Below are 26,355 nucleotides of genomic sequence, written 5' to 3'. Positions count from 1 at the left end.
CCGCCCGCCGGCCGCGAACCGCGGGCTACCGCTGCTCCGCGGCGACGGAGTTCGTCAGCGTTCCGATGCCCTCGATTTCGACGTCGACGGTGTCGCCGGGTTCGAGGAGTTCCGGCGGGTCGCGGAAGATACCGACGCCGCCCGGCGTCCCCGTCGAGATGACGTCGCCCGGTCGGAGGGTGGTGATTCCGCTGATGTACTCGACGAGTTCCTCGACGTCGAAGATGAACTCCTCGGTGGACGACTCCTGCTTCGTCTCGCCGTTGACGCGGCAGGCGACGTCCAACTCGTTCGGGTTCAGGTCGCGTTGGGGAACGAGCGTCGGCCCCATCGGGGCGAACGTGTCGTAGCTCTTCCCGCGGAAGAACTGCTCGTCCTCGAACTGGGCGTCGCGCGCGCTGACGTCGTTTACCGCCGTGTAGCCGGCGACGTACTCCAGTGCCTCGTCGGCGGACACCTTCTTCGCCGTCTTCCCGATGACGACGCCGAGTTCCACCTCGTAGTCCACCTGTTCGACGGCGTCGGGGTGGACGATGGGGTCGCCGGGGTTGGTGACCGCCGCGCCCGCCTTCCCGAACAGGAGCGGTCGCTCCGGGACCTCTTTGTCCTGTTCCTCCGCGTGGTCGTGGTAGTTGAGCCCGACGCAGACTATCTTCCCCGGACGGGGGACGGGCGCGAGCAGTTTCGCCTCCGACTCCGGAATCGCCCTGTCCTCGGCGGCGTCCACGGCGTCTTCGACGACGCGGAGGAAGCCGGGGCTGGTCAACTGCTGGTAGGAGACGTCTTCGCGGAGGCCGGTCAGCGGTACTACCTCGTCGTCGCGGCGAACTCCCCACTGGGGGGCTCCGCCGGTCGTGTATCGAACGAGCTGCATCGACTGTCAGTGACGGGGGACGGTACCTAATTGTTGTGCTTCGGCGGGAGTCAGGAGTACGTGAGGTTCACCTCGATGACGTTCGCACTCCGGAGAATCTGCTCGGGGACCTCTGTCGTGAACCGCTCCTTTCGCATTCGGCTCTTCGGGCCGGAGACGCTCACGGCCGCGATAGCGTAGTCCTCCTCGTCCAGTATCGGCGCTGCGACGCACCGCATCCCCTTGACGCGTTCCTCGTCGTCGTAGGCGTACCCTCGCTCTCGTACTTGTTCGAGGGTGTCGAAAAGCTCCGCTCGGTCCGAGATGGTACTGGACGTCACCTCCGGGAGGCCGTGTCGGTCCAGTATGGCTTCGACCTCCTCGCGCGGCCGATGGGCCATGATGGTCTTTCCGAGCGCAGTCGTCTGCAGGGGGACGCGCATCCCGTCGTGGGTGTCCAACTGGACGGCGTCTTGTCCCCGAGAGCGGTACAGAAAGACGCCGAGCCCGTGTTCCTCGATCATGAGATTCGCGTGCTCGCCGGTCGCCTGCGCGAGGTCGTCTATCTCGGGGCGGGCAACGTTGAACACCTTCTTTCTGGACCGCGCTTGGTCGCCGAGTTGGAGGAACCGAGTGCTCACGTGGTACGTACTGCCCTCCTTGACGAGGTATCCCTCGCCTTCGAGCGTCCGGAGGTGGTCGTGGACGGTACTCGTCGGTTTCTCCAACCGCTGGGCCACCTCCGAGACGCCCGCCCCGTCGAGTTCCCGGAGGAGGTCGATTATCTCGAAGGCGATCTTCACAGCCTTAATCGGCGCCGTGTCACTCATACGTAACACATGATGGTTATAGTCAAAAAGTATTCCGGCATCGTCGGACCCTTCCGACGGAACGAACGACGGGAGAGTCGAAGCACCCGAGACTGTTCTACGGTGTATCGGCTACGAGCGATCGGAAGGAGGCGATGACGGGAGTTACCGGCGCGTGTGGAAACCTCTTCGGTATTACCGGAAACCAGTAGGACAGTCAGGTGCGGACGAACGCGAGTCGGCTACGCGCCGAGGAGAAAGCCGCGTCCCGTCACGTCTCGGTTCTCTTACTTCGAACGCCGGGGCGGCGGGGTTATTCGACGACGAACCCGTACTCCCCCGCGCCGACTTCGACGACGACGTCGTCGCCGTCGCGTTCGACCGAGAGGATGCCGTCGGGCGCGCCCTCGGACAGTCGGACGTCCGATTCGGTCACCGTGCTCTCGGCCGCGTCGGGGAGTCGGACCGTCGCTCGGCCGTTCCACGGGACGGTCACCGACAGTTCGTACTCGCCTTCGCCGTCGCGCTCCCAATCGACCGACAGTTCGCCGGTTTGCGCCTCGACGCTCGCCGACACCCAATCGAGGTCCTCGACCATCGACGGCGCGATAGTCACGTGGTCGGTGATCGGCCGGTCGCCGAGTCGAATCCCGGCGAGCACCTCGTAGAAGAACTCCGAGACGTGCGTGAACGGCGAGTGGTTCAGCGAGTTCATGCCGGACCCGACGCTCTCGTCAGAGTTCCACCGCTCCCACATCGTCGTCGCGTCGTTGCGGACCATGTACACCCACCCGGGCTGTTCGGGTTGGCTGACGACCCGATACGCCAGGTCGGCGTAGCCGTGGGTCGCCAGCGTGTGTATCAGCGGTCGCGTCCCGAGGAAGCCGGTTCTGAGCTTCCCGCCGTCGGAGCGAACCTTCTCGGCGAGGTTCTCGGCGACGCGGTCGACGTGGTCGTCGGGCACCATCCCGAGGAACAACGGGACGGCGTACGAGGACTGGGTCCCCGGACCGTACGTCCCCGATTCGGGGTCGAAGTAGCGGTCGTTGAAGGCGTCTGCGACGTGCTCGGCGCGTTCGCGGTAGCTCTCGGCGTCCGTCTCGTTACCGAGCACACGGGCGACCTTGGCGAAGGTGTCCACGACCTGATAGAGGAAGGCGGTGTTGTACAGGTGGTGAGGCAGTCCGCGGCGCCCGTCGGTGTTCTCGAAGGCCAGCCAGTCGCCGAACTTCCCGTAGTCGTCGGGGAGGATGCCGTCCTCGGTGTTCTCGTACCAGTAATCGACGTACTCGCGCATCCCCTCGTACTGCTCGCGGAGGATTCCCTCGTCGCCGTCGTGCAGGTAGAGGTACCACGGGACCACCACGCGCGTGATGGACCACGTGGGGTCCGCGGGGTCCTCGACGGCCTTGTTGGGGATGACGTCGGGGACGTAGCCCATCTCCGTGGCGACGTCGTCGTGGTCGCGGGCCCACTTCTCGTCGAAGCGGACGGCGTCGAAGTTGAAGAGCAGCGACCGGGTGGAGATGTGGGCGTCTCCCGTCCACCCGAAGCGCTCGTCGCGTTGGGGGCAGTCCTCCGGAATCGAGTGCGTGTTGCTGCGGAGCCCCCAGACGGCGTTGTGCTGGAGTTGGTTCAGTTCCTCGTTCGAGCAGGCGAACTCCCCCCGTCGGTCCATCGCCGTGTGAACGGCCTTCGCGGTCACCGCCTCCGGGTCGAACTCGCCGGGGTAGCCCGTCACCTGCGCGTACCGGAAGCCGTGGTACGTGAAGCGCGGTTCGTACGTCTCCGTCGCCTCGCCGCGGGCGACGTACGTGTCCGTCGCGTCGGCCGTCCGGAGGTCGGTCGTAGAGAGGTCGCCGTCCTCGGTGAGTGCCTCCGCGTGGCGGACGGTCACCTCGTCGCCCGCGTCGGGGTCGTCGATACGCAGTTCCACCCACCCGGTGAGATTCTGGCCGAAGTCGAGAATCGGACCCTCCGGACGGTCGTGGACCGCCTCGACGTCGAAGGTGTCGACGACCCGCATCGGTTCGATGCGTTCCGGGCGAAGCGTCCCGCCGGGGGCATCGACGACGGTCGCGTTCTCCCACGACGACGCGTCGTACTCGGGGGTACGCCAGCCGTCCTCCTCCCGTCGGGCGTCGTACGTCTCGCCGTCGTAGATGTCGTTCGCGAGAATCGGGCTGTCCGCCGCCTTCCAGTCCGCGTTGGTCGCGATACGCCGCGTCGTCCCGTCTTCGAACTCCACTGTGAGTACCGCGCGGGCGCGCGGTGAACCGTCGTTGACCCAGTAGGAACTGCTCTTTGCGAACCACCCGCGACCGAGCCAGAGGCCGACGGCGTTCGAACCCTCGCGGAGTCGGTCGGTGAGGTCGTGACTCGTGTAGAGGACGCGCTGTTCGTAGTCCGTCCACGCCGGGTCGAGTTTTCGGTCGCCGACCCGGTCGCCGTTGACGTGCAGTTCGCCGTAGCCGACGGCGGCGACGTGCATCCGCGCCGAACGGACGGGTTTGTCGAGGTCGAACTCCGTCCGGAGGAGCGGCGACGTGGAGCCGGTCTGTGACTCCGTCCGTCCGTTCACCAAGTGGTCGCGGCCCCACGTGTCGGTTTCGAACGACGAGGACGCCTCGACGAAGCTGTCGGTCGCGAGTTCGGCTCCGTCGGGACCTTCCACTGAGAGGGCGGCGAGCGCGAAGCACTCCCACGCGCTGGCCGCCACGACGCGCCGGTCGTCGCTGCGGATGTGAGACGTGTCCCACGTCGAGGGGGTGACCTCGAAGAGGTCGGTCGCCGTGACCCGGACGTATCGACCGCTGACGTCGAGGCCGTCGTGGGTCTCGACGGGAACGCTCTCGTCGGGGACGCCCTCCGGTTCCTCCTCCGTGTCGTCGTCTTCGAACTCGACTTCTGCGACGACCGTCGCGTCGCCGAAGTCGGGGTCGTCGGCCACCTCGACTCGGTAAGCGTCGGGGAATCCGAACCCCTCGATGGGGTTCTCCGACCACGAGATCGTAACCGCGGTGTCGTCCGGCGTCCTGACGATGTCGACGGGTTCGGTCCCGTAGAGGGAAATAGCGGAGATATCGCGGGACTCGCCCAAGTCAACCTCCACCCACTCGTCGCCGTTCTCGTCCGGACTGCGCCACTGGCTCCGCCAGCCGTTCGTGTCGCCTTCGCCGGGTTGGTGGGCGATCCACTCGCCCCGCCAACTCTCGGGGTCCAACGCCGTCGCGAACCGCGCCGGTTCGGCCCACTCCGTCTCGCGGTCGGCGGTCCACACCTTCACCGACCAGTAGTAGGTCTCGTCGGCGCCGAGGGTCGGACCGTCGTAGTCGACGTTGGTCGCGCGCCCCGACTCGACGCGGCCGGAGTCCCAGAGCGTTCCGCGACCGGCGGCGACGGCGTCGCGGTCCCGGCCGACGACGAGTCGGTAGGCTCGTTGCGTGGCGCCCCGGTCGTCGGTCGCGAGGCGCCACGAGAACCGCGGCGACTCGGTCGGGTCGACGTTCTCGGGCGCGGCCTCGAACTCGACGCGCAAGTCTGTCGGTCGGTGGAGCCTCTCCTGGTCGGCAGACGTTGACATAGATGGAACTGTGTATATGATAAGGTAAATCTTTGCACTCAGGCCCGGAACACCGATTCTCCGGGAGAACCGACGGTACCGAAGCGGTCGGTTCGTCGCGCGGGTAATGATTTAATGGGAAAGTCTTAATGTCTACAAGTGGGATGACTACGTATCGCATGGGCGAGCTTAACTTAGAGCATCTGACGAAAGAGTTCGGAGAGGAGGGCGGAGAACGCATCGTCGCCGACGGCCCCGGCGAGGACGAACCCGGTGAAGAACGGCAGCATCGACACCGTGACGGCGAGACTCATCAGTAGGACCGCGAACGGGTTGCGTACCGTCAGTCACGTGACCCGAACCACCGTGTCGGCGTATTTCATACCCCCTCTCCATCAGGCATCGGTAATACTCCTGTGGTTGACGCCGAGGCGAACGCAACGAAAAATCGCCCGACGCCTCAGGCGAACTGCGGAATCACTTCGTCGGCGAACAGTTCCATCCCCTCGGTGTCGGGGAAATCGATGAACCACCCTTGGAACTTCGTCACGCCCGCGTCGATGCGCCTCTCGATGGCTTCGGCGCACTCCTCGGGCGTCCCCATGACGAAGAACTCCCGGGCGTCTTCCTCCGTCTCGATGTTCGCTTGGTCCTGATACTCCTCTTCGAACTGGATGGGGAGCATCAGGTCGAGCATCCGGTCGAGTTTCTCCTCGTCGCGGGTGCAGATGACGTGTCCGTCCCAAGAGTACTCTATCTCGTCGGGGTCCCTGCCGACCGTCTCGCAGTGGTCCTCGATGACGCTAATCTTGTGCTCTAACGTCTCCACGTCGCCGTTGAACACGTCCGTGTTCCACACGTCGGCGTGCTTTGCGACCAACTTCAGCGTCACCTCCTCGCCCTGTCCGCCGACGAGTATGGGCGGGTGGGGGTCCTGTACCGGCGGCGGCGAGCAGTACGCGTCGTCGATTTGGTAGCGCTCGCCGTCGAAACTCGCGCCGTCGCTCCCGGCCTCCCACATCCGCTTCATCAGACGGATGGACTCGTCTAACCGCATCAAGCGCTCGAACCCGTCGCGGTACTCCCAGCCGTAGGCGTCGTACTCGGGTTCGTGCCACCCCGCACCGAGTCCGAGTTCGAGTCGGCCCTCGGAGATGACGTCGAGCGTGGCGGCCATCTTCGCCACCAAGGCGGGGTTGCGGTAGTCGTTACAGAGCACCAGCGACCCCACGTTGACGTCGTCGGTGAATCCCGCAATCGCGCTCAACAGCGTCCAACACTCGTACTCGGCGTGGTCGCGGCCGAGCATCAGGTGGTCCGGCGCCCACACCGCGTCGAAGCCGAGTTCCTCCGCCGTCTCGACGCCCATCTTCGTCGTCTCCCAATCGAGGGACTCGTAGGACGGCGTGTCCCGGTGGACGGGGTCGGTGCCCGACTCCGGCGCGCCCGCGAACACCGGCACGTTGTACTCGAAGCTGATGTCCGGCATGGTCACTCCACGGCGAAGTGGTCCAACGCCTCGCGGTTGAGTTCGGCGCTCAGGCCGACGCCGTCCGGGAGGGGGATGACGCCGTCCTCCGCGTTCGGCGGGTGCTGGTAGATGGCGTCGGCGTACGTCGACTCTTTGTCGCCCTGCTGTTCTTTGTACCACTCGGGGATGGGGAAGTACTCCGCCATCGGGGAGTTCGCGGAGGCGGCGATGAAGTGCAGGTGCGGGTTCGTCCCCGAGTGCGGGATTACGGGCACGTCGCGCGCACTGGCCATCGCGTCGACCCGCAGCAGTTCGGTCAGTCCGCCCATGCGGTGGACGTCGGGTTGGAGGATGTCGACAGTCTCCTTCTCCAGCATCTCCTTGTACCCCCAGCGGGTGAACTCGTGTTCGCCGCCGGAGATGGGCACGTCCGTCGACGCGCGGACCTCGGCGTAGCCGTCTAAGTCGTCGGGGATGACGGGCTCTTCGACCCACTCCATGTCGTACTTCTCCAGTCGCTTCAGCATCTTCTTCGCGTAGCGGACGGTCCAGCCCATGTACGCGTCGCCGGCGACCTTGATGTCGTGGCCGACGGCGTCCCGCACCGTCTTCACGATCTCCTCGTTCTTCTCCATACCCGCCCGTCCCGCCTCCGGACCGTACTGGAAGCGGAGTTTCATCGCGTCGAAGCCCTGCTCGACGTACTCGAGCGCCTCTCGTTCCAGCGTTTCGAGGTCGACGGGGTGGAGGTTGCTCGCGTAGGCGGGGATTTCGTCCTGCACGGGACCGCCGAGGAGTTCGTAGACGGGCTTGTCGGCCTCTTTCCCGGCGATGTCCCACAGAGCGAGGTCGACGGCGCTGATGGCTTCGATGGCCGCGCCCTTCCGCCCGAACGGGATGGTCGCGCGGTACATCATGTCCCAGAGCTTCTCCCGTTCTCGGGGGTCCTCGCCGACGACGAGTTTCGAGAGCGTCTCCTCGACGATGGTTGCGATGGCACCGGTCGCCCAGTTGCCGTGGCCGACGCCCGTGATGCCGGCGTCAGTCTCGACTTCGACCACCACGTCGCCGACGGGGCCCATCCACTTGCGGCGGGCCTGCGGGTTGTCGCCGTCGGCGTTGTTGTACTCGTCGTACTTGCTCATGACCGTCACGAGGGGGAACTCGACGAACTCGCCCCACGACTCGGTACTCACTTTCGTCGCCGAAATGTCTGTAATCTCCATCGGTAGTTTCGTATCGGCACCACCACGCGGTAACCTAAAGAATTTTCCATCGCAGACTCCGCTGGGCGGTGCAGTGCGTGCGCTCTCGACTCGGGGCCGACGGCGCGCACGACTGAGACGGTGGGTCAGCGGTCGAACTGGAACACCGGCTTGCAGGTCTCGGAACTGAGGAACGCCTCGAACGCCGACGCGGGGTCGTCGGTGTCGTACGACGTGTCGAGGATTTTGTCGACGGCGATGTCGCCGCGTTCCATCAGCCTGAGCGCCTGTTCGAAGTTCGTCCACGTCGACCCGTACGAGGTGTTGACCTCGATTTCGCCGCGGACGACCGGCGTGAGGCTGACTTCGCTGGTGTCGTTGGGGATGCCCACGACGACCACCTGCCCGCCCTTCCGGGTGTGCTGGGTCGCCGTCCCGACGCCGGTGTGGTGACCCGTCGCGTCGAACACCACGTCGAACCCGACGCCGTCGGTGAGCGAATCGACGTAGTCGTCGATTCCGGAGTCCGACTGGACGTTGACCGTCTCGATGCCCATATCTTCGAGTAGCGGCAGTCGGTACTTGGTGTCCTGTTCGAGGCCGGAGACGACGACGTTCGCGCCGAGGGAGTCCGCGACGGCGGCGACGAGGACGCCTATCGGCCCCGGCCCTTCGACGAGAACGTTGTCTCCCGGCGTCGCGTTCGACTGACTGAGGACCGCACGCGCCGCGATGCTCGTCGGTTCCGTGATGGCCGCGTGTCTGAGCGGAACGCTCTCGGGGACGGCGTGGAGATGTTCGGGCGCGACGGCGACGTACTCGGTGTACGCTCCGTCCCGGTGCATCCCGGTGATGGAGAAGTTCTGACAGACGTTCGGCTGTCCGTTCTTACACTGGAAGCAGTGGCCGCAGTCGTGAATCGGTTCCTCGACGACTTTGTCGCCCTCCGCGAACTCCTCCACGTCGGAACCGACCTCGACGACTTCACCGGAGTACTCGTGGCCCATGATGCGCGGGATGGGTATCCACTCGTATCCGCCGTCGTACTTGTACGCGTGAGCGTCGCTCCCGCATAGTCCGGCCGTGTGGACTTTCACGAGCACTTCGTCTGCGTCTGGAGAGGGGGCTTGACGCTCCTGCGTCTCTACGGAGCGAGGCCCGGTCTGAACGATTGCTTTCATAGTTGCTGGTAATGGTCGGGGTAGTCGACTCAGTAAAGCCATACGGGTAGGCGGGCTAATAATTTTGGGTACAGCGGGGGTGCGTCCGGATAACGGTAAATCGGGCGGGTCGCCGACGGAGACCGCGGCGCTGGGCGGTGTTACAACCGAAACTAAATAGTGGTGCGGCGCTCGCGTTCGCATACTGATGTCGTCATCCGCACTCTCGCGGTTCGAGTCCGTACTGGACGAGTTGGGCGTGTCCGTAACGCGCGTCGACGGAACGGAGTTCCGGAGCCGCGTCGACGAACTCGTCGACTCACCCGCCGTCGGCGTCGCCCTCGAGGAGACGTTCGACGACCCCGAACTCGCCCTGTCCGGGACGTCCGTCGAAGTCGACCCGACGCCCGCGACGCTTCGAGCGGCGAAAACAGGTGTGACCGGGGCGAGCCTCGGAATCGCCGACTACGGGTCGCTCGTCCTCTCGGTCACCGACCGCGCCAGCGAACTCGTGAGTCTGTTCGTGGACCGTCACGTTGCCGTCGTCCGAGAGGGAGACGTCGAGCGAGACATGGAGTCGGCGATTCGGTCGGTCGGATCGGAGTTCCGTCGGACGAAGGGAAGCGCCGTCCTCGCGACCGGACCGAGCGCGACGGCCGACATGGGGGCGTTGGTGAAGGGAGCGCACGGACCGCGGGAGGTCCGCGTCGTCGTTCTCACGGGGGGCGAGTGACGATGTCCAAGGCCGACGACATCCGCAGGCTGATGCGGACCGAGGGCGCGGCGGTGGCGGAGAACACGCGGGCGTTCAACGAGGGTCGGTACCGGTCGGTCGCCGACCTCGAAGACTACGAGTCGCTGAAGGACGAGGCCCGCGCCGTCAAGGAGGACGCCATCGAACGCCTTCCGGAACTCGTCGAGGAACTCCGGGAGAGCGTCGAGGCCAACGGCGGGACGGTGTACATCGCCGACGACGCCGAGGACGCCAACGACTACATCCGCTCGGTCGTCTCGGACCGAGACGCCGACCGCGTCGTGAAGTCGAAGTCGATGACCACCGAGGAGATAGAGGTCAACGACGTGCTCGAAGCCGACGGCGTGGACGTGGTGGAGACCGACCTCGGCGAGTGGGTGCTCCAACTCGCGGAGGAAGCGCCCTCGCACATCGTCGCACCGGCCATCCACAAATCGAGGGAGGCCATCGCCGACCTGTTCGACGAACGGTTCGACCCCCAAGAACCCCTCGAAACCGCGGAAGACCTCACGTACTTCGCGCGAGAGAGACTCGGCGAGCAGATAGTCGACGCGGAGGTGGGGATGACGGGCGCGAACTTCATCACCGCCGACACCGGGACGATGGCACTCGTCACGAGTGAGGGTAACGCGCGAAAGACCGTCGCCGCGACGGACACGCAGATAACCGTCGCGGGTGTCGAGAAGGTGATTCCGTCCGTCGAGGACCTCCAACCGTTCGTCGAACTCATCGGTCGGTCCGGGACGGGACAGGACATCACCTCCTACGTCTCGCTTCTCACGCCGCCCGTGGACACCCCGGTCGTCGACTTCGACGACGACACCACACCGCTGTCGGAGTTCGACGCCGACCGGGAGTTCCACCTCGTTCTCATCGACAACGGCCGCATGGAGATGCGCGAGGACGAACACCTCGAGGAGACGCTGTACTGCATTCGATGCTCGGCGTGTTCGAACTCCTGTGCGAACTTCCAGAGCGTCGGCGGGCACGCCTTCGGCGGCGAAACCTACTCGGGCGGCATCGCGACGGGATGGGAGGCGGGGATCGAGGGATCCGACACCGCCGCGGAGTTCAACGACCTCTGTACCGGCTGTACGCGGTGCGTCAACGCCTGCCCGGTGAAGATAGACATCCCGTGGATAAACACGGTCGTTCGCGACCGGATCAACCGCGGAGACGAGACGGAGTTCGACTGGTTGGTCGAGGGGTTGACGCCGGACGAGGAACCCGGCGGCGTCGACGTCCAAAAGCGGTTCTTCGGCAACTTCGAGACGGTGGCGAAACTCGGAAGCGCGACGGCGCCGCTCTCGAACTGGCTCGCCGACACCGACGCGTCCCGGTGGGCGATGGAGAAGGTGCTCGGTATCGATCCCCGGCGCGACCTGCCGGAGTTCGAACGGGAGACGTTGGTCGAGTGGTTCGAGAAGCGAGGCGGCGCGGCCGCCTCGAAGGAGCGGGCGGCGCGAGCAGAGCGCGACTCCCGCGCGACGAGTCCCGAACGACGCGCCGTCCTCTACCCCGACCTCTACACGAACCACGTGCAGGTCGAACGCGGGAAGGCCGCCGTCCGCGCCCTCGAAGCACTCGGCGTGGCGGTGGTCGTTCCGTCGGTGGCCTCCAGCGGTCGCGCCCCCTTCTCGCAGGGGATGGTCGATACCGCGGCCGACCACGCAGAGCGCGTCACCGAGACGCTCACGCCGTACGTCGATGACGGCTACGACGTCGTCGTCGTCGAACCGAGCGACCACGCCATGTTCACGCGGGAGTACGAACGACTCGTCGACGGCGACGCCTTCGCGCTACTCTCTGAGAACAGCTACGAGGTTCTGGAGTACGTCTACGGCCTCCTGGAGAACGGTGCCGACGCCGACGCACTCGCCACCGGCGACGGCGAGGGTATCGCCTACCACAGCCACTGTCAACAGCGAACCCTCGGCTTGGAGACGTACACCGTCGCCGTCCTGAACGCGTGCGGCTACGACGTCGTCACCTCGGACGTGGAGTGCTGCGGGATGGCGGGGAGTTTCGGCTACAAGTCCGAGTACTACGAACTCAGCATGGACGTCGGCGACCGACTCAGGGGCCAACTGGAGGCCGACGGCGTCGACGACCGACGGGTCGTCGCCAGCGGTACCTCCTGTCTCGAACAGATAGGCGCCCTGCTCGAACGACAGCCACGTCACCCGGTCGAACTACTCGTAGAGGAGTTGCCTCGATAGCTTTCGAGGAGACTACGAAACGCGAGGACGAGAGAGATGGCGAGGCCGTCCACGGGTCCGCGGGCCCCCGGCGTACGCCATCTTCGGTCCGAAGATGGCTCCGACGGCAACGTGGGCGTCCGATCATACCGGAACTGGGCGTCGAATCCCCTCCTTCAATATTCATACGTCCGTCGGGGAAGGGAGAAAATTCCGTGATTACCTGCGAGAAGCGGCCCCGTTAAAACGTACTCGACGAAAATCATCCGATAATATCGAATAAAGGTGTCCGACCCGAGTTCGCCTCGCAAACCGGCTCGCGCCCGAGAACGCGGGGAAAACCTCGTACGTCGCACCGAGGGTACCGATACCACGGGCAAATTCTTCGAAGGCTCGGCCCGAACGAACCACGTTCATTTCGCAGGTGTCGGACACCGGAGAGAGACGTTCGCTTCGGGCGCTCTAGCTCGAAGAACGGAATAGCAGTTCCGTCTCTTTCGAAGGAATTCCGTCGGGAAGCGTTCCGACAATAGCGGATGCCGTTCCGGAGGTGTCGGAGTGCGCTCCTCGCGGAGCGATTCGGGTCCAACCACCTTCGTAGCGTCTCGTGGCCCATCAGTAGACGCGTAAGTGGGCGCATTACGAGCATAGTACTGTAATTGAGCCGAGGAGAATCGCTTTCCGGAGGGCGATTCCTTCGAGAGGCACCGAGAACGGACGAACCGCGGCGACGAGAGCGTCGGCGGTGGGACTCGAAGCGACGCTTCACGGGGAAAGAGGGACGCTCTCGTCCGTCGAACGGATCGAGAGACTCTCGCTGACATCACCGGGAGACCGGAGACGGACGTACCGTTAGGGAGCGAGTTTGTCGTTTTCCGACGATTTATACGGGTCTAACGAGAGGCCGGTGTATGGGCTCCCCACCTCTCAAAACGGTCGCGCGGGCGTTTAGAGTGCTGCAGGTTCTCGACGAACAGGAGGGGGCGCGTCCGTCCGAAGTCGCCGCCGAACTCGGGGTCACGAGGGCGACGGCGCACGATTACCTCGCCTCGTTAGCGGAGGTCGGATTCGTCTCCCGGAACGATGGACTGTACGAACTCGGCTACCGGTTCCTGCAGTTGGGGAACCGAAAGAAGTACCGCGGTCGGTTGTTTCGCGCTTCGATTCGCTCCCTGGTAGACCTCTACAGAGAAACGGGCGAACTCGTCCAACTCGGCGTCGAAGAACAGGGAGAGTGGGTGCTTCTCCACGCGGAAACCGACCGGGGGCGGGTCGGCCCCAGTCCGTACAGCGGTTTTCGGACGCCGCTTCACACCCACGCCGCCGGGAAGGTGATACTGGCGGAGTTCTCGGAGGAACGCCGGAACGAGTTACTGGACGGAGATTCGCTTCCTGCAGTAACCGAACAGACGACAACTGACCCCGCGACGCTTCGGCGGGAACTCGACCGGATCGCGGACGACGGATACGCCGTCGATTGGGACGAACAGGCCGTCGGAGTCGGATTCGTCGCGTGCCCACTCACCGTCGATAACGAGACGGTAGGGAGCATCTCGATCGGAGGCCCGACCAGTAAATTTCAGCGTGAGGAGTACCGCGAAACGCTCGTCCGGAAGTTAGAGGCGGCGGCGGACGACATCTCTGTTACCTACCGGCAGTTACTGAATCGACGGTCTCCCCTCCCTACAGATTCGTTCGAGAATATCTGACGAATCCACTCTGAATCGTCTCTCGCGTTCACGGATACCATAGTTCAACCCCGTAACGCGCAAGACAAAACACCTGTTACAGCGCTACTTCTGTAACGGTATCTCCGAAGGAGACCGGCAGGCGTTAGAGATATCCTTACGGTATGCTCCGTTACGGAACGTCGACCGGCCGACGTGAATCGGAAATCCCTGTCGCCAAGAGGCGAACTCGCCGAGACACCCGACGGGTCGTACTGATACCTGTCATACATTCCGTCTGTTCGGTCGTATCCGAGCCGTCGGCGCGCCTACGGCGGTCTAACGTTTCTTTCACGCGACTACGGACGGTTCTCGACTCCTTACAAATTCGATAGGTTAGCCCAACCTGAACGTGGAAAAACATATCATTCAAAACACCCATATTACTACCGATGTCCGAGGCAACAACTAACACGCCCGGCAACTCGTTGATCACGGGCGTACCGTCGGGAGTCGTACCGTACGTGATGATCGCTGCAGCGCTCGTTTCGGCGGGAATCCACCTCTGGCTCGTTCCCGTCGTGGTGGCGTTCGACACCACGCAAGCCGTCCTGTTCGTCCTCGCCGCCGTCGGCTTCATCGCAGGGGTGGCGGTCTACGTGACTCGATACTGGCGTCGCGAGTTCTACGTCTTCATGGTCCTCCTCGCCCTCGCTCAGATAGTCGCGTACTTCGTCATGGGCGGCCCGGCGAACGCGATGGCCTTCGTCTCCAAAGCCGCCGAGGCCGTCGTCGCACTCGCCGCCGCGTACCTCTATACGACCGCCGAGCCGTCGGGAAGTGCGATTTGAGGCGGCGTTAGTCAGTCGCCGCCGCCGGCGGCACCGTCCTCGCTCCGAACGTCGTCGTCGAGGGGTTCTAACGGCACTATCTGCGGACCGTACTCCGTGTCCACGACCGCCGCGTCGATGTCGAAGACGTCGGCGAGGAGCCGTCTCGTGACGACTTCCTCGGGCGGCCCGCGGGCGTACACCGAGCCGTCCTTGAGCGCGACGACGTTGTCGGCGTACCGCGCCGCTTGCCCGATGTCGTGGAGGACGAGCACGACGGTCATCTCGCTCTCGTCGCGGAGCGTCTCCACGATCTGCATCACCTCGAGTTGGTGGTGCGGGTCGAGGAACGTGGTCGGTTCGTCGAGCAGTAACACGTCGGTGTCCTGTGCGAGCGCCATCGCTATCCACACCAACTGCTTTTGGCCGCCGCTGAGGCTATCGACGTCGCGTTCGCGGAGGTGCTCGATGCCGGCGAGTCGGATGGCGTCGTCGACGGCCGCCCGGTCCTCGTCCGACAGCGACTCGAAGAACCCTGTGTGGGGGTAGCGCCCGCGCTCGACGAGGTCCCCGACCGAGATTCCCGCGGGGACGGCGTTCTCTTGGGAGAGCAACCCGAGCTTGCGGGCGAGCTCTTTCGACCCGTACGAGTCGACAGCTCGCCCGTCGAGCAGGACCGTCCCGTCGTCGGGCGAAATCTTGTTCGCGAGACCTTTGAGCAGCGTGCTTTTGCCGCTTCCGTTCGGGCCGATGAGCGCGGTCACCTCGTCCGGCGGGACGGCGATCGACTCCCCGTCGATGACCGGTTCGTCCAGTCCGGGATAGCCGACGACGAGGTCCGTTCCGCTGAAGGCGGTGTCCGTCGTATCCGGCGGAGCCGTACCGCCGCCGTCTGCGGGTCGTTCCGTGGATTCCCCGTCGGCCGACTCCCGTTCGACTCGGGGTGGGCGTCCCTCGGTCATCAGACACCACCCAAGTTCGCCTTCTTCCGCATGAGATAGAGGAAGTACGGACCGCCGACGATGCCGGTGATGACGCCGACCGGGAGCTGGACCGGGCTCAACGCGAGTCGAGCGCCGACGTCCGCGCCGACCAACAGCGCCGGGCCCAGGAACAGACAGCCCAAAAGCAGCGTCTTCGAATCGCTGCCGACGATGTTGCGCACCATGTGCGGGACGATGAGTCCGACGAAGCCGATGAGGCCCGCGACGGCGATCGCGGCCGCCGTCGAGAGGACGCCGATGCCGGCGACCGCGAACCGCACCTTCTCGACGGGCATCCCCAGCGAGTCGGCCCTGTCCTCGCCCAGCAGTAGAACGTCTAACTCCTGTGTCACGGCGAACGCCAGCGCCAGGGCTACGACCGTAAACGGGAGCGCGATTCGGACTTCCTCCCACCCTGCGTTCAGGAGAGTGCCCGAGAGCCACGCCTGCGCGGACATGGCGATGGCGAGGTCGTCGATGAAGAAAAACAGCGCCCGTTGGACGGACCCGAAGACGGTGCCGACCACGACGCCCGCGAGCACGAGTCGCACGGGACTGGTGCCGTTCTTCCACGCGATGGCGTACACGAGCAGGAACGCGAGCCCGCCGCCTATCGCCGCGAGCACTGGCAGCAGCGGCTTGAGGCTGAAGAACGCGGTGAGCGTGACGAGCACGACCAGTCCGGCGCCGTCGCTGACGCCGAGGATGTAGGGGCTCGCGAGTTCGTTGCGCGTGAGTATCTGGAAGATAGCGCCCGAAACCGCGAGGTTCGCGCCGACGATGACGCCGACGAGGATGCGCGGCAGTCGGAGGTTCCACACGACGAGCTGCTGGCGGGTCAGCCACTCCGGGACGTTCGCGCCCAACAGCGCCCACCGCCAGACGTCGGTGCTGAACAGCACCTCCGTATCGAACACCGTGTGCCACGCCTCGCCCAGCGTCAGCGGGTACGCGCCGAAGCTCACCTGCAGAATCGTCGACGCCAGCAGGATTCCGAGGCTGCCGACGACGATGAGACCGAGCTTCGAGGTGGCGTACCAGTCGCGTCCCCTGACGCGGAGCTGCGCGAGTCGGTCGAATACCTTCGCCATCTCCTAGAAGTTTCCGTTGATGATGTCGCTGACTTCCTGACGGTCGAACAACTGTTCGTCCTCGGGTACGTCGCTGACCGGACCCGGCCACTCGCCGAACCGGTCGGGCCAGACCTGCTTTGCGGCCGCCTCCGTGGCGAAGAGGTCGACGATGGGACCCTGATACTGGCCGCCGATACGGATGAAGTTCCCTTCCTGAACGGCGGTGAGGTCCTGCCCGTTCGGATTGTTCTCGAAGGGTTCGACGATGTTACTGACGAACTCCTCGTGCGTGTCGGACGTCAGCGAACCGACGGCGGCGATGTAGTCGGGGTCGTGGTCGAGCAGTTCCTCGTAGCCGATAGTGCCGCCGCCGGGAATCTCCTCGTCGAACCCGTCCTTCAGGCCGAGGCGGTAGAGCGGCTTAGTCTGGTTGTGGTACTGGTGAAGGGGCGAGGGGTAGAACTGCCCGGAGGAGGGGTCGACGCCGCGCCACAGTGCGATGACCGAGGGACGCTCGTCCTCCGGCGGCAGTTGGGACTCGATGTTCTCCACGAACTCGTCGTGCAGCGACTTCCAGGCCCGATACCGCTCTTGGCGCTGGAAGACCTGCGCGACCTTCTCGAAGACATCGTAGAGTCCGTAGTAGGTGTCCTGTTGGTTTCCGAACGGATGGGTCGGTCCGAACCGGATGGACGACCCGACGAACGGGCCGGTCGCGTCCTCGATCTCCTGGATGTCGGAGTCGTCCCAGTCGGTGAAGCGACTCAGCCCCCGGGGGTCGATGAGGTTGACGTCGGGGTCGGCGGCGTAGAAGTTCTCCTTGTCGTACCCCGACTCGGAACCGGACGCCAGCGCCATGATGTCGTCCTCGTTGAAGGTGACGTCCGGGAGGATGTCGTACATCTTCCGCGGCGCGCGAGCCATGTCCGTCGCCGCCACGGGCTGCTTGCCGAGCGCCATCCCGATGTCCAGAAAGACGCTGGGGATGACCGAGTACGTCTCGGGGACTTCCTCGAACGTGAACTCGCCGTGGGGGGCGATCTCGACCGTGTACGGAGTGGCGCTCTCCGTGGTCGTCTCCTCGCCCTCCGTCGGTTGTTCGGTCCGCGTCTCCGCCGCCGTCGTCTGCGCTTCGGTCTCGCTTTCGGAACCGCCTCCGGTGCCGCCGGAGCACCCCGCGAGAGCAGCTAGCAGTCCTGCGCTTCCTGCGAGTACCTGGCGTCTACGTGCCATATAGTTTAGGCTCGCCTAAAACACATTAACAGTTCCGATTTTTAGGATGGCCTAAAACAGAGAGGTCATCCGAAACGAGGCGAGTTTCGGGAGTACCGCTCTCCCGGAGACGGCACCGAATCGGCTGGTGAGAGACGTCTCCGCGTCGATTACGGAACGTACGATCCCCAGCATCCAGATTCGGTTCCGGCACCTCTCGAAGAGTTTGTTTTAGGTTGGCCTAATACATTTTCATTTCGACCGGACCGGTCCCGAGAACGGGAAGAGAAACTTCCCCTCAGGATAGTACGACGCCGCAGTGAACCCGTTCACCGAGTTCGATCGGTAGTCCTTCGACGGAAATAATTAGACAAATCTACGTCCAGTAAAGTGGATGTGCGTGTGTGCGTTCGCCTATCGATGGACGATATCTGCCTCCTACCCGTAGGAATAGCACATCCGTCGATTATCGAGCAGTCTATCGAACGGATCCCGAACTTTGACTCCGTTCGCTGTCGAGTGTAGTCCTCGTCTCGTGGGATATCCTACATAGCCGAGTCAGGAGGCAGTAGCCTAAAGAATTCGCGAGCTCCCTCCGGACGGTTGCCTCCTCGAGTACCACCGAACGTTCGCAGCCACGTTCGTCCAATTACATTTGTTCTCCTAACGAGAGAGAACCGCACGTCGTGTTCGTCGACCGGGGCACGACGATTCTCACCCGGTCGCTTCCGACAGCCGATATCGTCGGGGAGGCGGGGGTGTTCTACTCGCGGGGAGTATCGGGACACGACGCCGAATTAGCCGGAACTGCGCCGCGCGCGCGGAGCGAATCGCTGCAGCAGATAGTTAGCCAGCAGTATCAGAGCCATCAGGAGAGCAATTATCTTGATTCCGCTGGCGGGGGCGACTCCGAGAGGTACTCGGAGCCCGAAAAACTCGACGGCCCCCAGACTCGCGGCGAACAGTCCCAGAATATGTACCGCCAGATTCGCCCACGAACGACTCCCGTACGCGGTTCTCACGTTGTATCCGGACACGCCGAGAATGGTCGCCACCGCTACGATGCCGACGAACTCCATTAGCAGACAATTGAATTTCCATTGATATATATCTGTCTTCCGACTACCCGGCGGACCGTCCGGTCAGGTTGTCCCGAAAGGGGGCGAGAGAAGAGACGCGGACGAAGGAAGGCCCGAGGCGTCTCGGTCGGCGCTCCGAGAGTCGCCGCCGTTTCAGTCGCACGCCCGTACCGGAGGCGCGTCGAACCGGGACACCCCTCGTTCAGGGTGAAAACGCGACCGGCGAGACGCGAGTTCACGGTGAACCGACGAAGTGATTCTGTCGGTAGAGTCCCTCTTCTATGCTATTTAACGGTCTCGGCCGCGTCGAGTCCGCGTTCGGCGTCGCCGACGCCTCCCGCGCCGTTTTCACTCTGAACGAAGGGTCCGAACTCCCTCGGCGGTGCGCAAATTCCCGCGACGGGGCGGCAGGGAGAGGATTTATGATTCTCATCGCCCCACCCCTAGGCGTGGAGTCCCCGTTCGAGATTTTAGGAGTCGATTCGGATGCGGACGACGCGGAAATCGAGCGAGCGTACAGGCGCCGGGTGAAAGAGTCCCACCCGGACCACGGCGGGTCCGCCGAGGAGTTTAAAGCGGTCTACGCGGCGTACAGGGAGATTCTCGACGGATACGAGGAGACCGGTACGGACGACGGCGCGGACGCGGACCGTCCGTGGCGGAGGGGAAACGCGGACGAAACCGGAGGCGACGAGGGCGGCGAGGAGGAGTCCGAGGAGTCGCGCGTCGAGTTCCTCAACTACGAAGTCCTCGACGACCACGGGTGGAAACTGGACGACGACGACCTGTTCGAGAAGGCGTCCGCCGCGGGGTTGGACCCGGCGGACTACGGCGAGATAACGGTCGAACCGAACCAGTCGCTCCTGGAGGCGGCCGAGGAACAGGGGTTCGCGTGGCCGTACGCCTGCCGGGGCGGGGCGTGTGCGAACTGCGCCGTCGCGGTCATCGACGGGGAGATGGAGATGGATTCGAGCAACATCCTCCCCTCCGAGATGATAGCGGACGGAATCAGGCTCTCCTGTCTCAACGGTCCCGTCACCGACGAGATGAAGGTCGTCTACAACGTCAAACACCTCCCGAACCTCGACGAACTCAAACTCCCGCCCGACCGGTTCGAGCGGGCGCATCTCAACGACTGAGCGTGGACCGGACTACCGAGCGAACCCTCTCAGTCTCGCCCGTCGGGCTCCGTCTCCTCGCTCTCGTCTGCGGGCAGTAACGCTTCGTACAGGTCGTCGTCGAGGAGTCCTTCGAGTTCGTCCAACGTAGCGTCGTCTACGTACCCGGACGCGAGTCCGACACCGCCACCGACTATCGCCGCGCGGTTCCGGTCTCCGTACGCTTCGGACCGAGCGGCTTCGCGCGCCGCCAACTCGGCACCCTCGACGATGGCGTCGAAGTCCGCCTCCGCGAACCAGTGCGCGTACTCGGCCGGGACCGCCTCGTCTCCGAGATGTTCAATCGCACCCAAGGCGGCGCCGGTACCCGCACCGGCGGGAACGGGGCTAGCGTCCAAGCGCCGACCAGCGGTCTTCGCGCTGAGTGCGAGCGCGATAGGGTCGATTCGGGCAGCCAGCGAGTCCGGGTGAGCGCTCGCGTACGCGCCCGTCGCCGCCCCACCCGCGGCGATGGCCGCGAGACCGACCGGCGTGGAGATGGGGGCCGAGACGGCGGCCGCCCCGAACCCGAATCCGGCGGCGAGGGTGTACTTCCCCACTTCGGCGGGATCCGCGTTCTGTGCGGTGTACGCGACTCGGTGTCGCAGGTTCGAGAACCGGGACCGGCGAACGGGCAACGCACCGCCGTCTTCGCCTTCACGTTCGTCTTCGCTCGTCGCCTCGCCGGCCGGCGGACCCACGTTCGGCGCGTTCGAGAGCGCGACGAACAGTTCGTCTACGGAGTCCGCTTCGGCGACGAGGTGGTCGAACACCGTCTCCTCGTCCCGTTCGGCGAACAGGTCCGCGACGTCGCGGAGGACCGTCTCGGCGGAGTTGCCGGCCGCGACGACGTCGTCCACGTCTCGGACGAACCGGGCGGCCTCCGTCTCCGCGGAGCTCCGTCCGTCGCTCAGCTCCCGAAGCAACGCCAGCGCGGCGTCCATCTCCTCGTCGGGCGTCCGTTCGAGATGGTACTCGTAGGTGTACCCGTCGGCGAGTTCGACGGAGAGCACGGAGTCCAACCACGACGACTCTCGTTCGATAGCCACCACGTCGGCGAAATCGACGGGGACGAGCTGCGTAGTCGGTGCGTCCGGCGTCACGGACAGGAGGCGGTCCTCGGTCACGAGGAGATGGCCCGACTTCAGGAGTCCCGCCTTCACCGTCCAGGAGTCCTCCGTGAAACTCGTGATTACGGTCTCGCCTAGTCCGAAGACGGCCATCGGCCGTTCCTCGGGGTAGAGGTACCCGCCGAGCGGCCGGTCGTACACGTCGTAATCCGAGCGGACGGCGTCGAACGAGACGCTATCGTGGTCCGCCGCGGCCGCCTGCTCGCTGAGTCGTCTCGTCAGCCCGTCCAGGTACGCGTCCTCCGACGGCGCGCAGTCGACGTCAGTCTCGGCACCGCACTCGACGCATCGTCTCGCCCTCGGAACCGTCTCTCCGCACGCGGAGCACTGGTAGGCGGCCATACCGACAAGCGGGCGCAGAGACGGATATACTGTGCGGCCCGGACTCAGTCGGCCGAACGCTCGCGGGCGACCATCACGACTTCCTCCTTGGGCCGGGAGGTGACCGTCGGTATCACTTCGAGGTTGCGGTCCGAGACCAGTTCGAGGTGGTAGTTCTGGTAGATGGTCGCCAAGAGGAGGCGCGCTTCGAGCATGGCGAACCGGTCGCCGATGCACCGGCGCGGCCCCGCCGCGAACGGGAAGTACGCCAACCGGGGGAGCGACTGCTCTAACTCGTCGGTCCAGCGTTCGGGCTCGAACGAGAGGGCGTCGTCGTACCACCGGGAGTCGCGGTGGACGACCCACTGACTCATCTGGATCGTCGCGCCGGCGGGAATCTCGTACCCGCCGAGCGTGTCGGGTTCGACCGCCTCGCGGACGACTCTCGGTACCGGCGGGTAGAGGCGCATCGACTCTTTGACCACCTGTTCGGTGTACGTCAACTGGGGAACGTCGGCCATCGTCGGCGTCCGGCCGTCGAGCACCTCGTCGAGTTCTGCCACGAGTCGTTGCTCCACTTTCGGGTGTTGCGAGAGGAGGTAGGTAGTGTACGTCAGCGAGACTGCCGTCGTCTCGTGACCGGCCGTGAGGAGCGTGATTATCTCGTCGCGAATCTGGTCGTCGCTGAGGGAGTTGCCCTCCTCGTCGGCCGCCGACAGCAGCATCGAGACGACGTCGTTACCCGGGTCCGCGCGGCGTTCCCGGATGATCTCCGTCACCACGTCGTCGAGCGTCTGTCGCGCCTCGCGCATCTTCCGGCGCGAGGGGAGGGGCACCTCCTCCGGGAGGAGGATGTTCGGAAGACTCGACGTGGCGGGGAGGAACGTATCGATGGCGTCGCTTATCTCCTCGAAGCGGTCCTCGACGTCCACGCCGAACAGCGCCTTCGCGACGATTCGGAGCGTCAACTCCATCATGTCGTCGTGAATCAGTCGCCGTTCGCCGTCCGACCACCGACCGCACATCTCTTCGGTGAAGGCGGTCATCATCTCGGCGTACTCCTCGATGCGGTCCGGGTGGAACGCCGGTTGGACGAGGTGGCGGTTGCGCCGCCACTCCTCGCCTTCGCTGTTGAGGATGCCGTTCCCGGTGAGGGGGCCGAGAATCTTCTGGAAGCTCTCGCCCTTCACGTAGTTCTGGTTGTTCTGCACGAGGACGCGTTCGATGTCGTCGGGGTGGTTGATCTGGTAGACGTCTCCCCGAACGCCGTCCCAGTGGACGACGTCGCCGTACTCCCGGGCCATGCGCGAAGTGAACTCCAGACCGCCGCGAATCATCGCGGGGTCGGCCCCGAGAACCGGAAGTCCGCGTGGGCCCGGCGGCATCTCGTGTTGCATCGACTGTCCCTATGGCGGGGAGCCGTTTGGGGCTGATTCCTAGGATGCTAGAAATCCTTTTAGGTAACGGAGCGAGCAACGCCTATCGAGGCCGCGAGGCGCCGACGACGCCCGCGGAGACGAACCGATGAGATACGCGACGCTCGTACTGACGGAGACGGACGTACAGATAGCGCCGGTTCTGGACCGCTTCGGCCGGTCGGAGTCGGTGGCCATCGAATCGACTCGCCACATGGGACCCATCGAGGACGGCCGGTACGTCGTCCTCGTCGACTTGCGGGGCGACCTCTCGGCGGCGGAGCGGTTGTTGGACGCCGCCGACGAGGTTCTCGGGTACGACGTGACGGGGACGGACGGAAGCGGCGTCGCGTACCTCCGGTGTCGGAGCGTCGGGCTGATAGGCGACCTCCTCTCGCTTCTCTACGCGCACGACATCGTCCTCGACTGGCCGATAGCGCACCGGGAGGTCGACGGGCGACGGGGCTACCGGTTCACGCTCATCGGCACGGGGGCCGGCATCCGACGGGCCGTCTCGGAACTGCCAGCGGCGGTCGAACTGGAACTCGAAGAGATAGGGACGTACCGACCGACCGCCGGGGAGTTCGCCGAGGTACTGACGGACGGGCAGGCGGAACTTCTGGAACTCGCCGTTCGGGAGGGGTACTACGAGGTGCCGCGCGAGACGACTCACCGGGAACTCGCGTCGGAACTCGGCCTCTCTGCGGGCACGGTGAGCGACAGACTCCAGCGAATCGAGCGCCGACTCGTCACGGCGTACGTCGAGTGAAGCGCGTCGGCGGGGCGTCGCGGCGAGACCGTTCGAGACACGCCGTCCGGAGGCAGCGTCGGCCGAGACTGCGACGACCCGAGCGATTATGGTTCCGCTCTCGGACGGTCGGTGTATGAAACTCGTAAACAGCGTTTCCGTCGCCGGGCCGGTGATGCGATGACGCTCGCCCCCGAATCGCTCTCGGATATCGACGCGGACGCGCCGACGGTGGTGTCCGTCTCCGACATCCACGGCTACCTCTCGGACGCGAAGTCGGCGCTCGAACTGGTCGGCGAGGCGTTCGACCGGCCCCTCGTGGACGCCGACGAGGAGGGGCGACTCCACTGGGCCGGCGGCGACGAGTACGTCCTCGTCTTCCTCGGCGACACCGTAGACCGCGGCCCGTCGAACACCGAGACGTTGGAGACGGTGTGGCGACTCCGCGAGGAGGCCCCGCCGGGCCACGTCGTCCACCTCCTCGGGAACCACGAGGCGAACGTGCTCTTTCCCCACGTCTACCACTGGGAGTACTGGTACTCCGCCGACCCGCCGGCGGAGATACGGAAGCGGATACTCGAAGACGTCGCCGCCGGACGACTCGCCGTCGCGTTCGAGGCGTACGGGCGGACGTACGTCCACGCCGGGTCGAACCGGCCGTTCTCCGTCGCGGCGGTGAACGAGACGCTCCGCGGGGCCGGCGAGAAACTGAAGCGCGGGCTCGAATCCGGCACCGAGGGGTGGGTCGACGCACAGGAGGAGGCGTACGGCGACGCCGAGAGCGTCGTCGGAATGGGTTCGGAGAGCGTCAGAGGGGCCGACGCCGGCCTCGTCTGGATGGACTTCCAGCACATGGCCGAGGACGCCCCGCCGCAGGTCGTCGGCCACACGAAGACCGACCGTCCCACCCGAAAGGGAGCGGTCGTCAACGCGAACACCATCCGCGTGAACGAGGGCACGCCGGGCGGCGAGTCGGTGACGGTGGCGACCGAATCCGCCATCGAGGCGCTGGTCCGGGGGTCCGACGGGTCGGTGGAGCGAGTGTCGCTGTCGGAGTGAGCGTCGAACGTCGGGGCACAATCGGCGGCCGTCCGAGCGTCCGTACCGTGGCCGTCGGTGCCACGGTTGCCGTTCCCGATATTCGAAGTAGAATCCCTGAGACAAGCGATAACGTGCGAATAAATCCTGAAATACACCCCAGATATGAAGCGCTTTAGGGCCTCGAATCGAAACACTCGCTGTGGCAGTTCTAGGAAGGCGATTGCCGAATCCGTTTCGTTGGGTTCTCCTCTCGGTCGGTTATCTGCTCGCGCGGTTCGGGCTGATTAGCTCCCGGCGCGTCGAGCAGACGACAGACTTGGCGTGGCCGCGAATCGTCACCGGAATCACCCGGATGTCGAAGTCCGCGGCGGACGTGGCGATGGTCGGCATCGCCCTCGGTCCGGCCGCCATCGCGGGCGTCGGGTTCGCGACGCCGTTCTGGGGCGTCGTGTTCGCCGCCGGGAGCGGCATCGCCGGCGCGACTATCAGCCTCGTCTCACAGCGGTTCGGCGCCGGCGCGAGCGACAGGCTCTCGCTTGCGGTGACGACGAGCGCGCTCATCGCCGTCGCCGTGACGCTCCCCCTCGCCGCCCTCTACGCGGCGGTTCCCGAGACGCTCGTCGGACTCGTCGGCGGCGAGGGCGCGTCGCTGGCGTACGGCGCGGACTACCTCCGAGTCGTCGCTCTCGGCGTCCCCTTCGCCGGTCTCAACCTCATCGCGAGTCGGACGCTCGTCGGCGCGGACGACGCGTGGACGCCCATGATGGTCCGCGGGGGCGGCGCCGTCGTCAACATCGGCATAAACGCGGCGTTGATATTCGGCCTCGGGATGGGCGTCGTCGGCGCGGCAATCGGAACGGTGGTCGCGAACGTCCTCGCTCTCGCCGTGTTCGCGGTCGGACTGGCCGGGTACCGACTCCCGGTGCTCGGCGAGTTCCCCATCTCCGTCGATATCGGACGGCCGTACGCGACGGCCGACGAGGTGCGCGACGTCCTCGACATCGGCGCGCCCCTCGTGTTCACGAACGTCGCTCGACGGGCGGCGCAGTTCCCGATGCTCGCCCTTATCGCCATGTTCGGCCCGAACGTCGTCGCCGCGTACGTCATCGCCCGCCGCGTCCGCGACCTGATGGACACCCCCGGGTGGGGCTTCTCGATAGCGTCCAGCAGTCTCGTCGGTCAAGAACTCGGCATCGGTGACGAGAAGGGCGCGGACGCGTACGGGCGCGACGTCATCGTGTTCGGCACCGCCGTCTACCTCCTCGTGGCGGCGTCCGTCCTCCTCTTCGCCGAACAGGTGGGGAGCGTCTACGTCAACGACCCCACCATCCTCCCGATGGTGACGACGTTCATCGTCGTCGCCTGCGTCAGCGTCGTGTTCCGCGGCGTCTCCGGCGGTGCGACCGGACCGCTCCGCGCAAGCGGCGACACGAGTTGGCCGTTCTACGGGCAGGTGCTCGGACTGTACGTGTTCGCGCTGCCCGTCATCTACCTCGGCGCCGCCTCGGTGCCGCTTCCCTACCTGAGCGCCGTGACGCCGCTGGGAATCGGCGCGCTGTACGCCGGCCTCGTCTTGGAGACGTTCGTCCCCGCCGTCGTCACCTACCACCGCTACGCCGCCGGCCACTGGAAGGCCATCAGCCGGTCGTACCGGCCGGAACCCGCCGACTGAGTCTCGAACCTCTTT

The 26,355-nt window shown here is 65.2% G+C and carries 20 protein-coding genes; 8 read left to right on the top strand and 12 right to left on the bottom strand.

Going from position 1 to position 26,355, the window contains the following annotated elements; all coding sequences use genetic code 11:
• Positions 1–25: 25 nt before the first annotated feature.
• From rhcF to rhcE, 6 genes are all read right to left on the bottom strand, one after another.
• On the bottom strand, positions 26–874 hold the full coding sequence (gene rhcF / locus BLS11_RS16625; RefSeq protein WP_092538921.1) for a 2,4-diketo-3-deoxy-L-rhamnonate hydrolase: 849 nt from the start codon (positions 872–874) through the stop codon (positions 26–28).
• Between the two features lie 50 nt (positions 875–924).
• Positions 925–1,683: an IclR family transcriptional regulator gene (locus BLS11_RS16620; protein WP_092538920.1), complete on the bottom strand. Its 759-nt coding sequence runs from the start codon at positions 1,681–1,683 to the stop codon at positions 925–927.
• A gap of 292 nt (positions 1,684–1,975) precedes the next feature.
• Positions 1,976–5,245: an alpha-L-rhamnosidase gene (locus tag BLS11_RS16615; RefSeq protein WP_092538919.1), complete on the bottom strand. Its 3,270-nt coding sequence runs from the start codon at positions 5,243–5,245 to the stop codon at positions 1,976–1,978.
• 439 nt (positions 5,246–5,684) lie between these two features.
• Positions 5,685–6,713, bottom strand: coding sequence for an LLM class flavin-dependent oxidoreductase (locus BLS11_RS16610; protein ID WP_092538918.1), 1,029 nt, complete (start codon positions 6,711–6,713; stop codon positions 5,685–5,687).
• Between the two features lie 2 nt (positions 6,714–6,715).
• Positions 6,716–7,921, bottom strand: a complete 1,206-nt coding sequence (locus BLS11_RS16605; protein ID WP_092538917.1) for an enolase C-terminal domain-like protein — start codon at positions 7,919–7,921, stop codon at positions 6,716–6,718.
• A 125-nt stretch (positions 7,922–8,046) separates the two neighbouring features.
• Positions 8,047–9,081 carry a 2-keto-3-deoxy-L-rhamnonate dehydrogenase gene (rhcE, locus tag BLS11_RS16600; RefSeq protein WP_092538916.1) on the bottom strand — a complete coding sequence of 345 codons (1,035 nt, stop codon included), beginning with the start codon at positions 9,079–9,081 and terminating at the stop codon, positions 8,047–8,049.
• A 187-nt stretch (positions 9,082–9,268) separates the two neighbouring features.
• Here rhcE and BLS11_RS16595 point away from each other — a divergent pair, with 187 nt between their 5' ends.
• The 4 genes from BLS11_RS16595 (at position 9,269) to BLS11_RS16580 (ending at position 14,530) form a co-directional block, all read left to right on the top strand.
• The gene (locus BLS11_RS16595; protein ID WP_092538915.1) at positions 9,269–9,793 is read left to right on the top strand and encodes an LUD domain-containing protein; all 525 of its coding nucleotides are present in this window, start codon (positions 9,269–9,271) and stop codon (positions 9,791–9,793) included.
• Positions 9,794–9,795: 2 nt separating this feature from the next.
• Complete coding sequence (locus BLS11_RS16590; RefSeq protein ID WP_092538914.1) at positions 9,796–12,033, top strand: LUD domain-containing protein; 2,238 nt, start codon at positions 9,796–9,798, stop codon at positions 12,031–12,033.
• Positions 12,034–12,923: 890 nt separating this feature from the next.
• Entirely contained in the window at positions 12,924–13,721 is a 798-nt protein-coding gene (locus BLS11_RS16585) for an IclR family transcriptional regulator (protein WP_092538913.1), read from the top strand.
• A gap of 410 nt (positions 13,722–14,131) precedes the next feature.
• Positions 14,132–14,530 carry a DUF7475 family protein gene (locus BLS11_RS16580; RefSeq protein WP_092538912.1) on the top strand — a complete coding sequence of 133 codons (399 nt, stop codon included), beginning with the start codon at positions 14,132–14,134 and terminating at the stop codon, positions 14,528–14,530.
• Between the two features lie 11 nt (positions 14,531–14,541).
• Here BLS11_RS16580 and BLS11_RS16575 read toward each other — a convergent pair whose 3' ends face one another.
• From BLS11_RS16575 to BLS11_RS16560, 4 genes are all read right to left on the bottom strand, one after another.
• A complete protein-coding gene (locus tag BLS11_RS16575; RefSeq protein WP_092538911.1) occupies positions 14,542–15,471 on the bottom strand; it encodes an ABC transporter ATP-binding protein in 930 nt (309 codons plus the stop codon).
• A complete protein-coding gene (locus tag BLS11_RS16570) occupies positions 15,471–16,583 on the bottom strand; it encodes a FecCD family ABC transporter permease (protein WP_092538910.1) in 1,113 nt (370 codons plus the stop codon). Before BLS11_RS16570 ends, BLS11_RS16575 begins: the two co-directional genes overlap by 1 nt.
• A 3-nt stretch (positions 16,584–16,586) precedes the next feature.
• Positions 16,587–17,798, bottom strand: coding sequence for an ABC transporter substrate-binding protein (locus BLS11_RS16565; RefSeq protein WP_092538909.1), 1,212 nt, complete (start codon positions 17,796–17,798; stop codon positions 16,587–16,589).
• 776 nt (positions 17,799–18,574) lie between these two features.
• Positions 18,575–18,856 (bottom strand): hypothetical protein, encoded by a 282-nt coding sequence (locus BLS11_RS16560; protein WP_092538908.1) that lies wholly within the window; start codon positions 18,854–18,856, stop codon positions 18,575–18,577.
• A 449-nt stretch (positions 18,857–19,305) separates the two neighbouring features.
• On the opposite strand from BLS11_RS16560, the gene fer reads away from it, so the two are divergent.
• Positions 19,306–19,995, top strand: coding sequence for a ferredoxin Fer (gene fer, locus BLS11_RS19890; RefSeq protein ID WP_092538907.1), 690 nt, complete (start codon positions 19,306–19,308; stop codon positions 19,993–19,995).
• 29 nt (positions 19,996–20,024) lie between these two features.
• Here fer and BLS11_RS16550 read toward each other — a convergent pair whose 3' ends face one another.
• Both BLS11_RS16550 and BLS11_RS16545 read right to left on the bottom strand, forming a co-directional pair.
• Positions 20,025–21,485, bottom strand: coding sequence for a C1 domain-containing protein (locus tag BLS11_RS16550; protein ID WP_092538906.1), 1,461 nt, complete (start codon positions 21,483–21,485; stop codon positions 20,025–20,027).
• Positions 21,486–21,529: 44 nt separating this feature from the next.
• Positions 21,530–22,849 carry a cytochrome P450 gene (locus BLS11_RS16545; RefSeq protein WP_245698996.1) on the bottom strand — a complete coding sequence of 440 codons (1,320 nt, stop codon included), beginning with the start codon at positions 22,847–22,849 and terminating at the stop codon, positions 21,530–21,532.
• Between the two features lie 139 nt (positions 22,850–22,988).
• Here BLS11_RS16545 and BLS11_RS16540 point away from each other — a divergent pair, with 139 nt between their 5' ends.
• The 3 genes from BLS11_RS16540 (at position 22,989) to BLS11_RS16530 (ending at position 26,340) form a co-directional block, all read left to right on the top strand.
• Positions 22,989–23,648, top strand: coding sequence for a helix-turn-helix domain-containing protein (locus tag BLS11_RS16540; protein ID WP_092538904.1), 660 nt, complete (start codon positions 22,989–22,991; stop codon positions 23,646–23,648).
• 159 nt (positions 23,649–23,807) lie between these two features.
• Complete coding sequence (locus BLS11_RS19640; protein WP_217629034.1) at positions 23,808–24,686, top strand: metallophosphoesterase; 879 nt, start codon at positions 23,808–23,810, stop codon at positions 24,684–24,686.
• Between the two features lie 202 nt (positions 24,687–24,888).
• Positions 24,889–26,340, top strand: coding sequence for an MATE family efflux transporter (locus BLS11_RS16530; RefSeq protein WP_092538903.1), 1,452 nt, complete (start codon positions 24,889–24,891; stop codon positions 26,338–26,340).
• The last annotated feature ends 15 nt before the right edge of the window (positions 26,341–26,355 follow it).

It is taken from the genome of Halopelagius longus (assembly GCF_900100875.1).
Classification (GTDB): domain Archaea; phylum Halobacteriota; class Halobacteria; order Halobacteriales; family Haloferacaceae; genus Halopelagius; species Halopelagius longus.
Note: the sequence above shows the minus strand (reverse complement) of the source record. Positions and strands in the feature narration are given on the sequence as shown.

Excerpts from the sequence above, each read along its gene's own strand:
- BLS11_RS16580 (WP_092538912.1), top strand. The coding sequence starts at position 14,132 with ATGTCCGAGGCAACAACTAACACGCCCGGCAACTCGTTGATCACGGGC.
- rhcF (WP_092538921.1), bottom strand. The coding sequence starts at position 874 with ATGCAGCTCGTTCGATACACGACCGGCGGAGCCCCCCAGTGGGGAGTT.
- BLS11_RS16595 (WP_092538915.1), top strand. The coding sequence starts at position 9,269 with ATGTCGTCATCCGCACTCTCGCGGTTCGAGTCCGTACTGGACGAGTTG.
- BLS11_RS16605 (WP_092538917.1), bottom strand. The coding sequence starts at position 7,921 with ATGGAGATTACAGACATTTCGGCGACGAAAGTGAGTACCGAGTCGTGG.
- BLS11_RS16575 (WP_092538911.1), bottom strand. The coding sequence starts at position 15,471 with ATGACCGAGGGACGCCCACCCCGAGTCGAACGGGAGTCGGCCGACGGG.
- BLS11_RS16585 (WP_092538913.1), top strand. The coding sequence starts at position 12,924 with ATGGGCTCCCCACCTCTCAAAACGGTCGCGCGGGCGTTTAGAGTGCTG.
- BLS11_RS16560 (WP_092538908.1), bottom strand. The coding sequence starts at position 18,856 with ATGGAGTTCGTCGGCATCGTAGCGGTGGCGACCATTCTCGGCGTGTCC.
- BLS11_RS16565 (WP_092538909.1), bottom strand. The coding sequence starts at position 17,798 with ATGGCACGTAGACGCCAGGTACTCGCAGGAAGCGCAGGACTGCTAGCT.
- rhcE (WP_092538916.1), bottom strand. The coding sequence starts at position 9,081 with ATGAAAGCAATCGTTCAGACCGGGCCTCGCTCCGTAGAGACGCAGGAG.
- BLS11_RS16620 (WP_092538920.1), bottom strand. The coding sequence starts at position 1,683 with ATGAGTGACACGGCGCCGATTAAGGCTGTGAAGATCGCCTTCGAGATA.
- BLS11_RS16545 (WP_245698996.1), bottom strand. The coding sequence starts at position 22,849 with ATGCCGCCGGGCCCACGCGGACTTCCGGTTCTCGGGGCCGACCCCGCG.
- BLS11_RS16570 (WP_092538910.1), bottom strand. The coding sequence starts at position 16,583 with ATGGCGAAGGTATTCGACCGACTCGCGCAGCTCCGCGTCAGGGGACGC.
- BLS11_RS16610 (WP_092538918.1), bottom strand. The coding sequence starts at position 6,713 with ATGCCGGACATCAGCTTCGAGTACAACGTGCCGGTGTTCGCGGGCGCG.
- BLS11_RS16590 (WP_092538914.1), top strand. The coding sequence starts at position 9,796 with ATGTCCAAGGCCGACGACATCCGCAGGCTGATGCGGACCGAGGGCGCG.
- BLS11_RS19640 (WP_217629034.1), top strand. The coding sequence starts at position 23,808 with ATGACGCTCGCCCCCGAATCGCTCTCGGATATCGACGCGGACGCGCCG.
- BLS11_RS16540 (WP_092538904.1), top strand. The coding sequence starts at position 22,989 with ATGAGATACGCGACGCTCGTACTGACGGAGACGGACGTACAGATAGCG.
- BLS11_RS16615 (WP_092538919.1), bottom strand. The coding sequence starts at position 5,245 with ATGTCAACGTCTGCCGACCAGGAGAGGCTCCACCGACCGACAGACTTG.
- BLS11_RS16550 (WP_092538906.1), bottom strand. The coding sequence starts at position 21,485 with ATGGCCGCCTACCAGTGCTCCGCGTGCGGAGAGACGGTTCCGAGGGCG.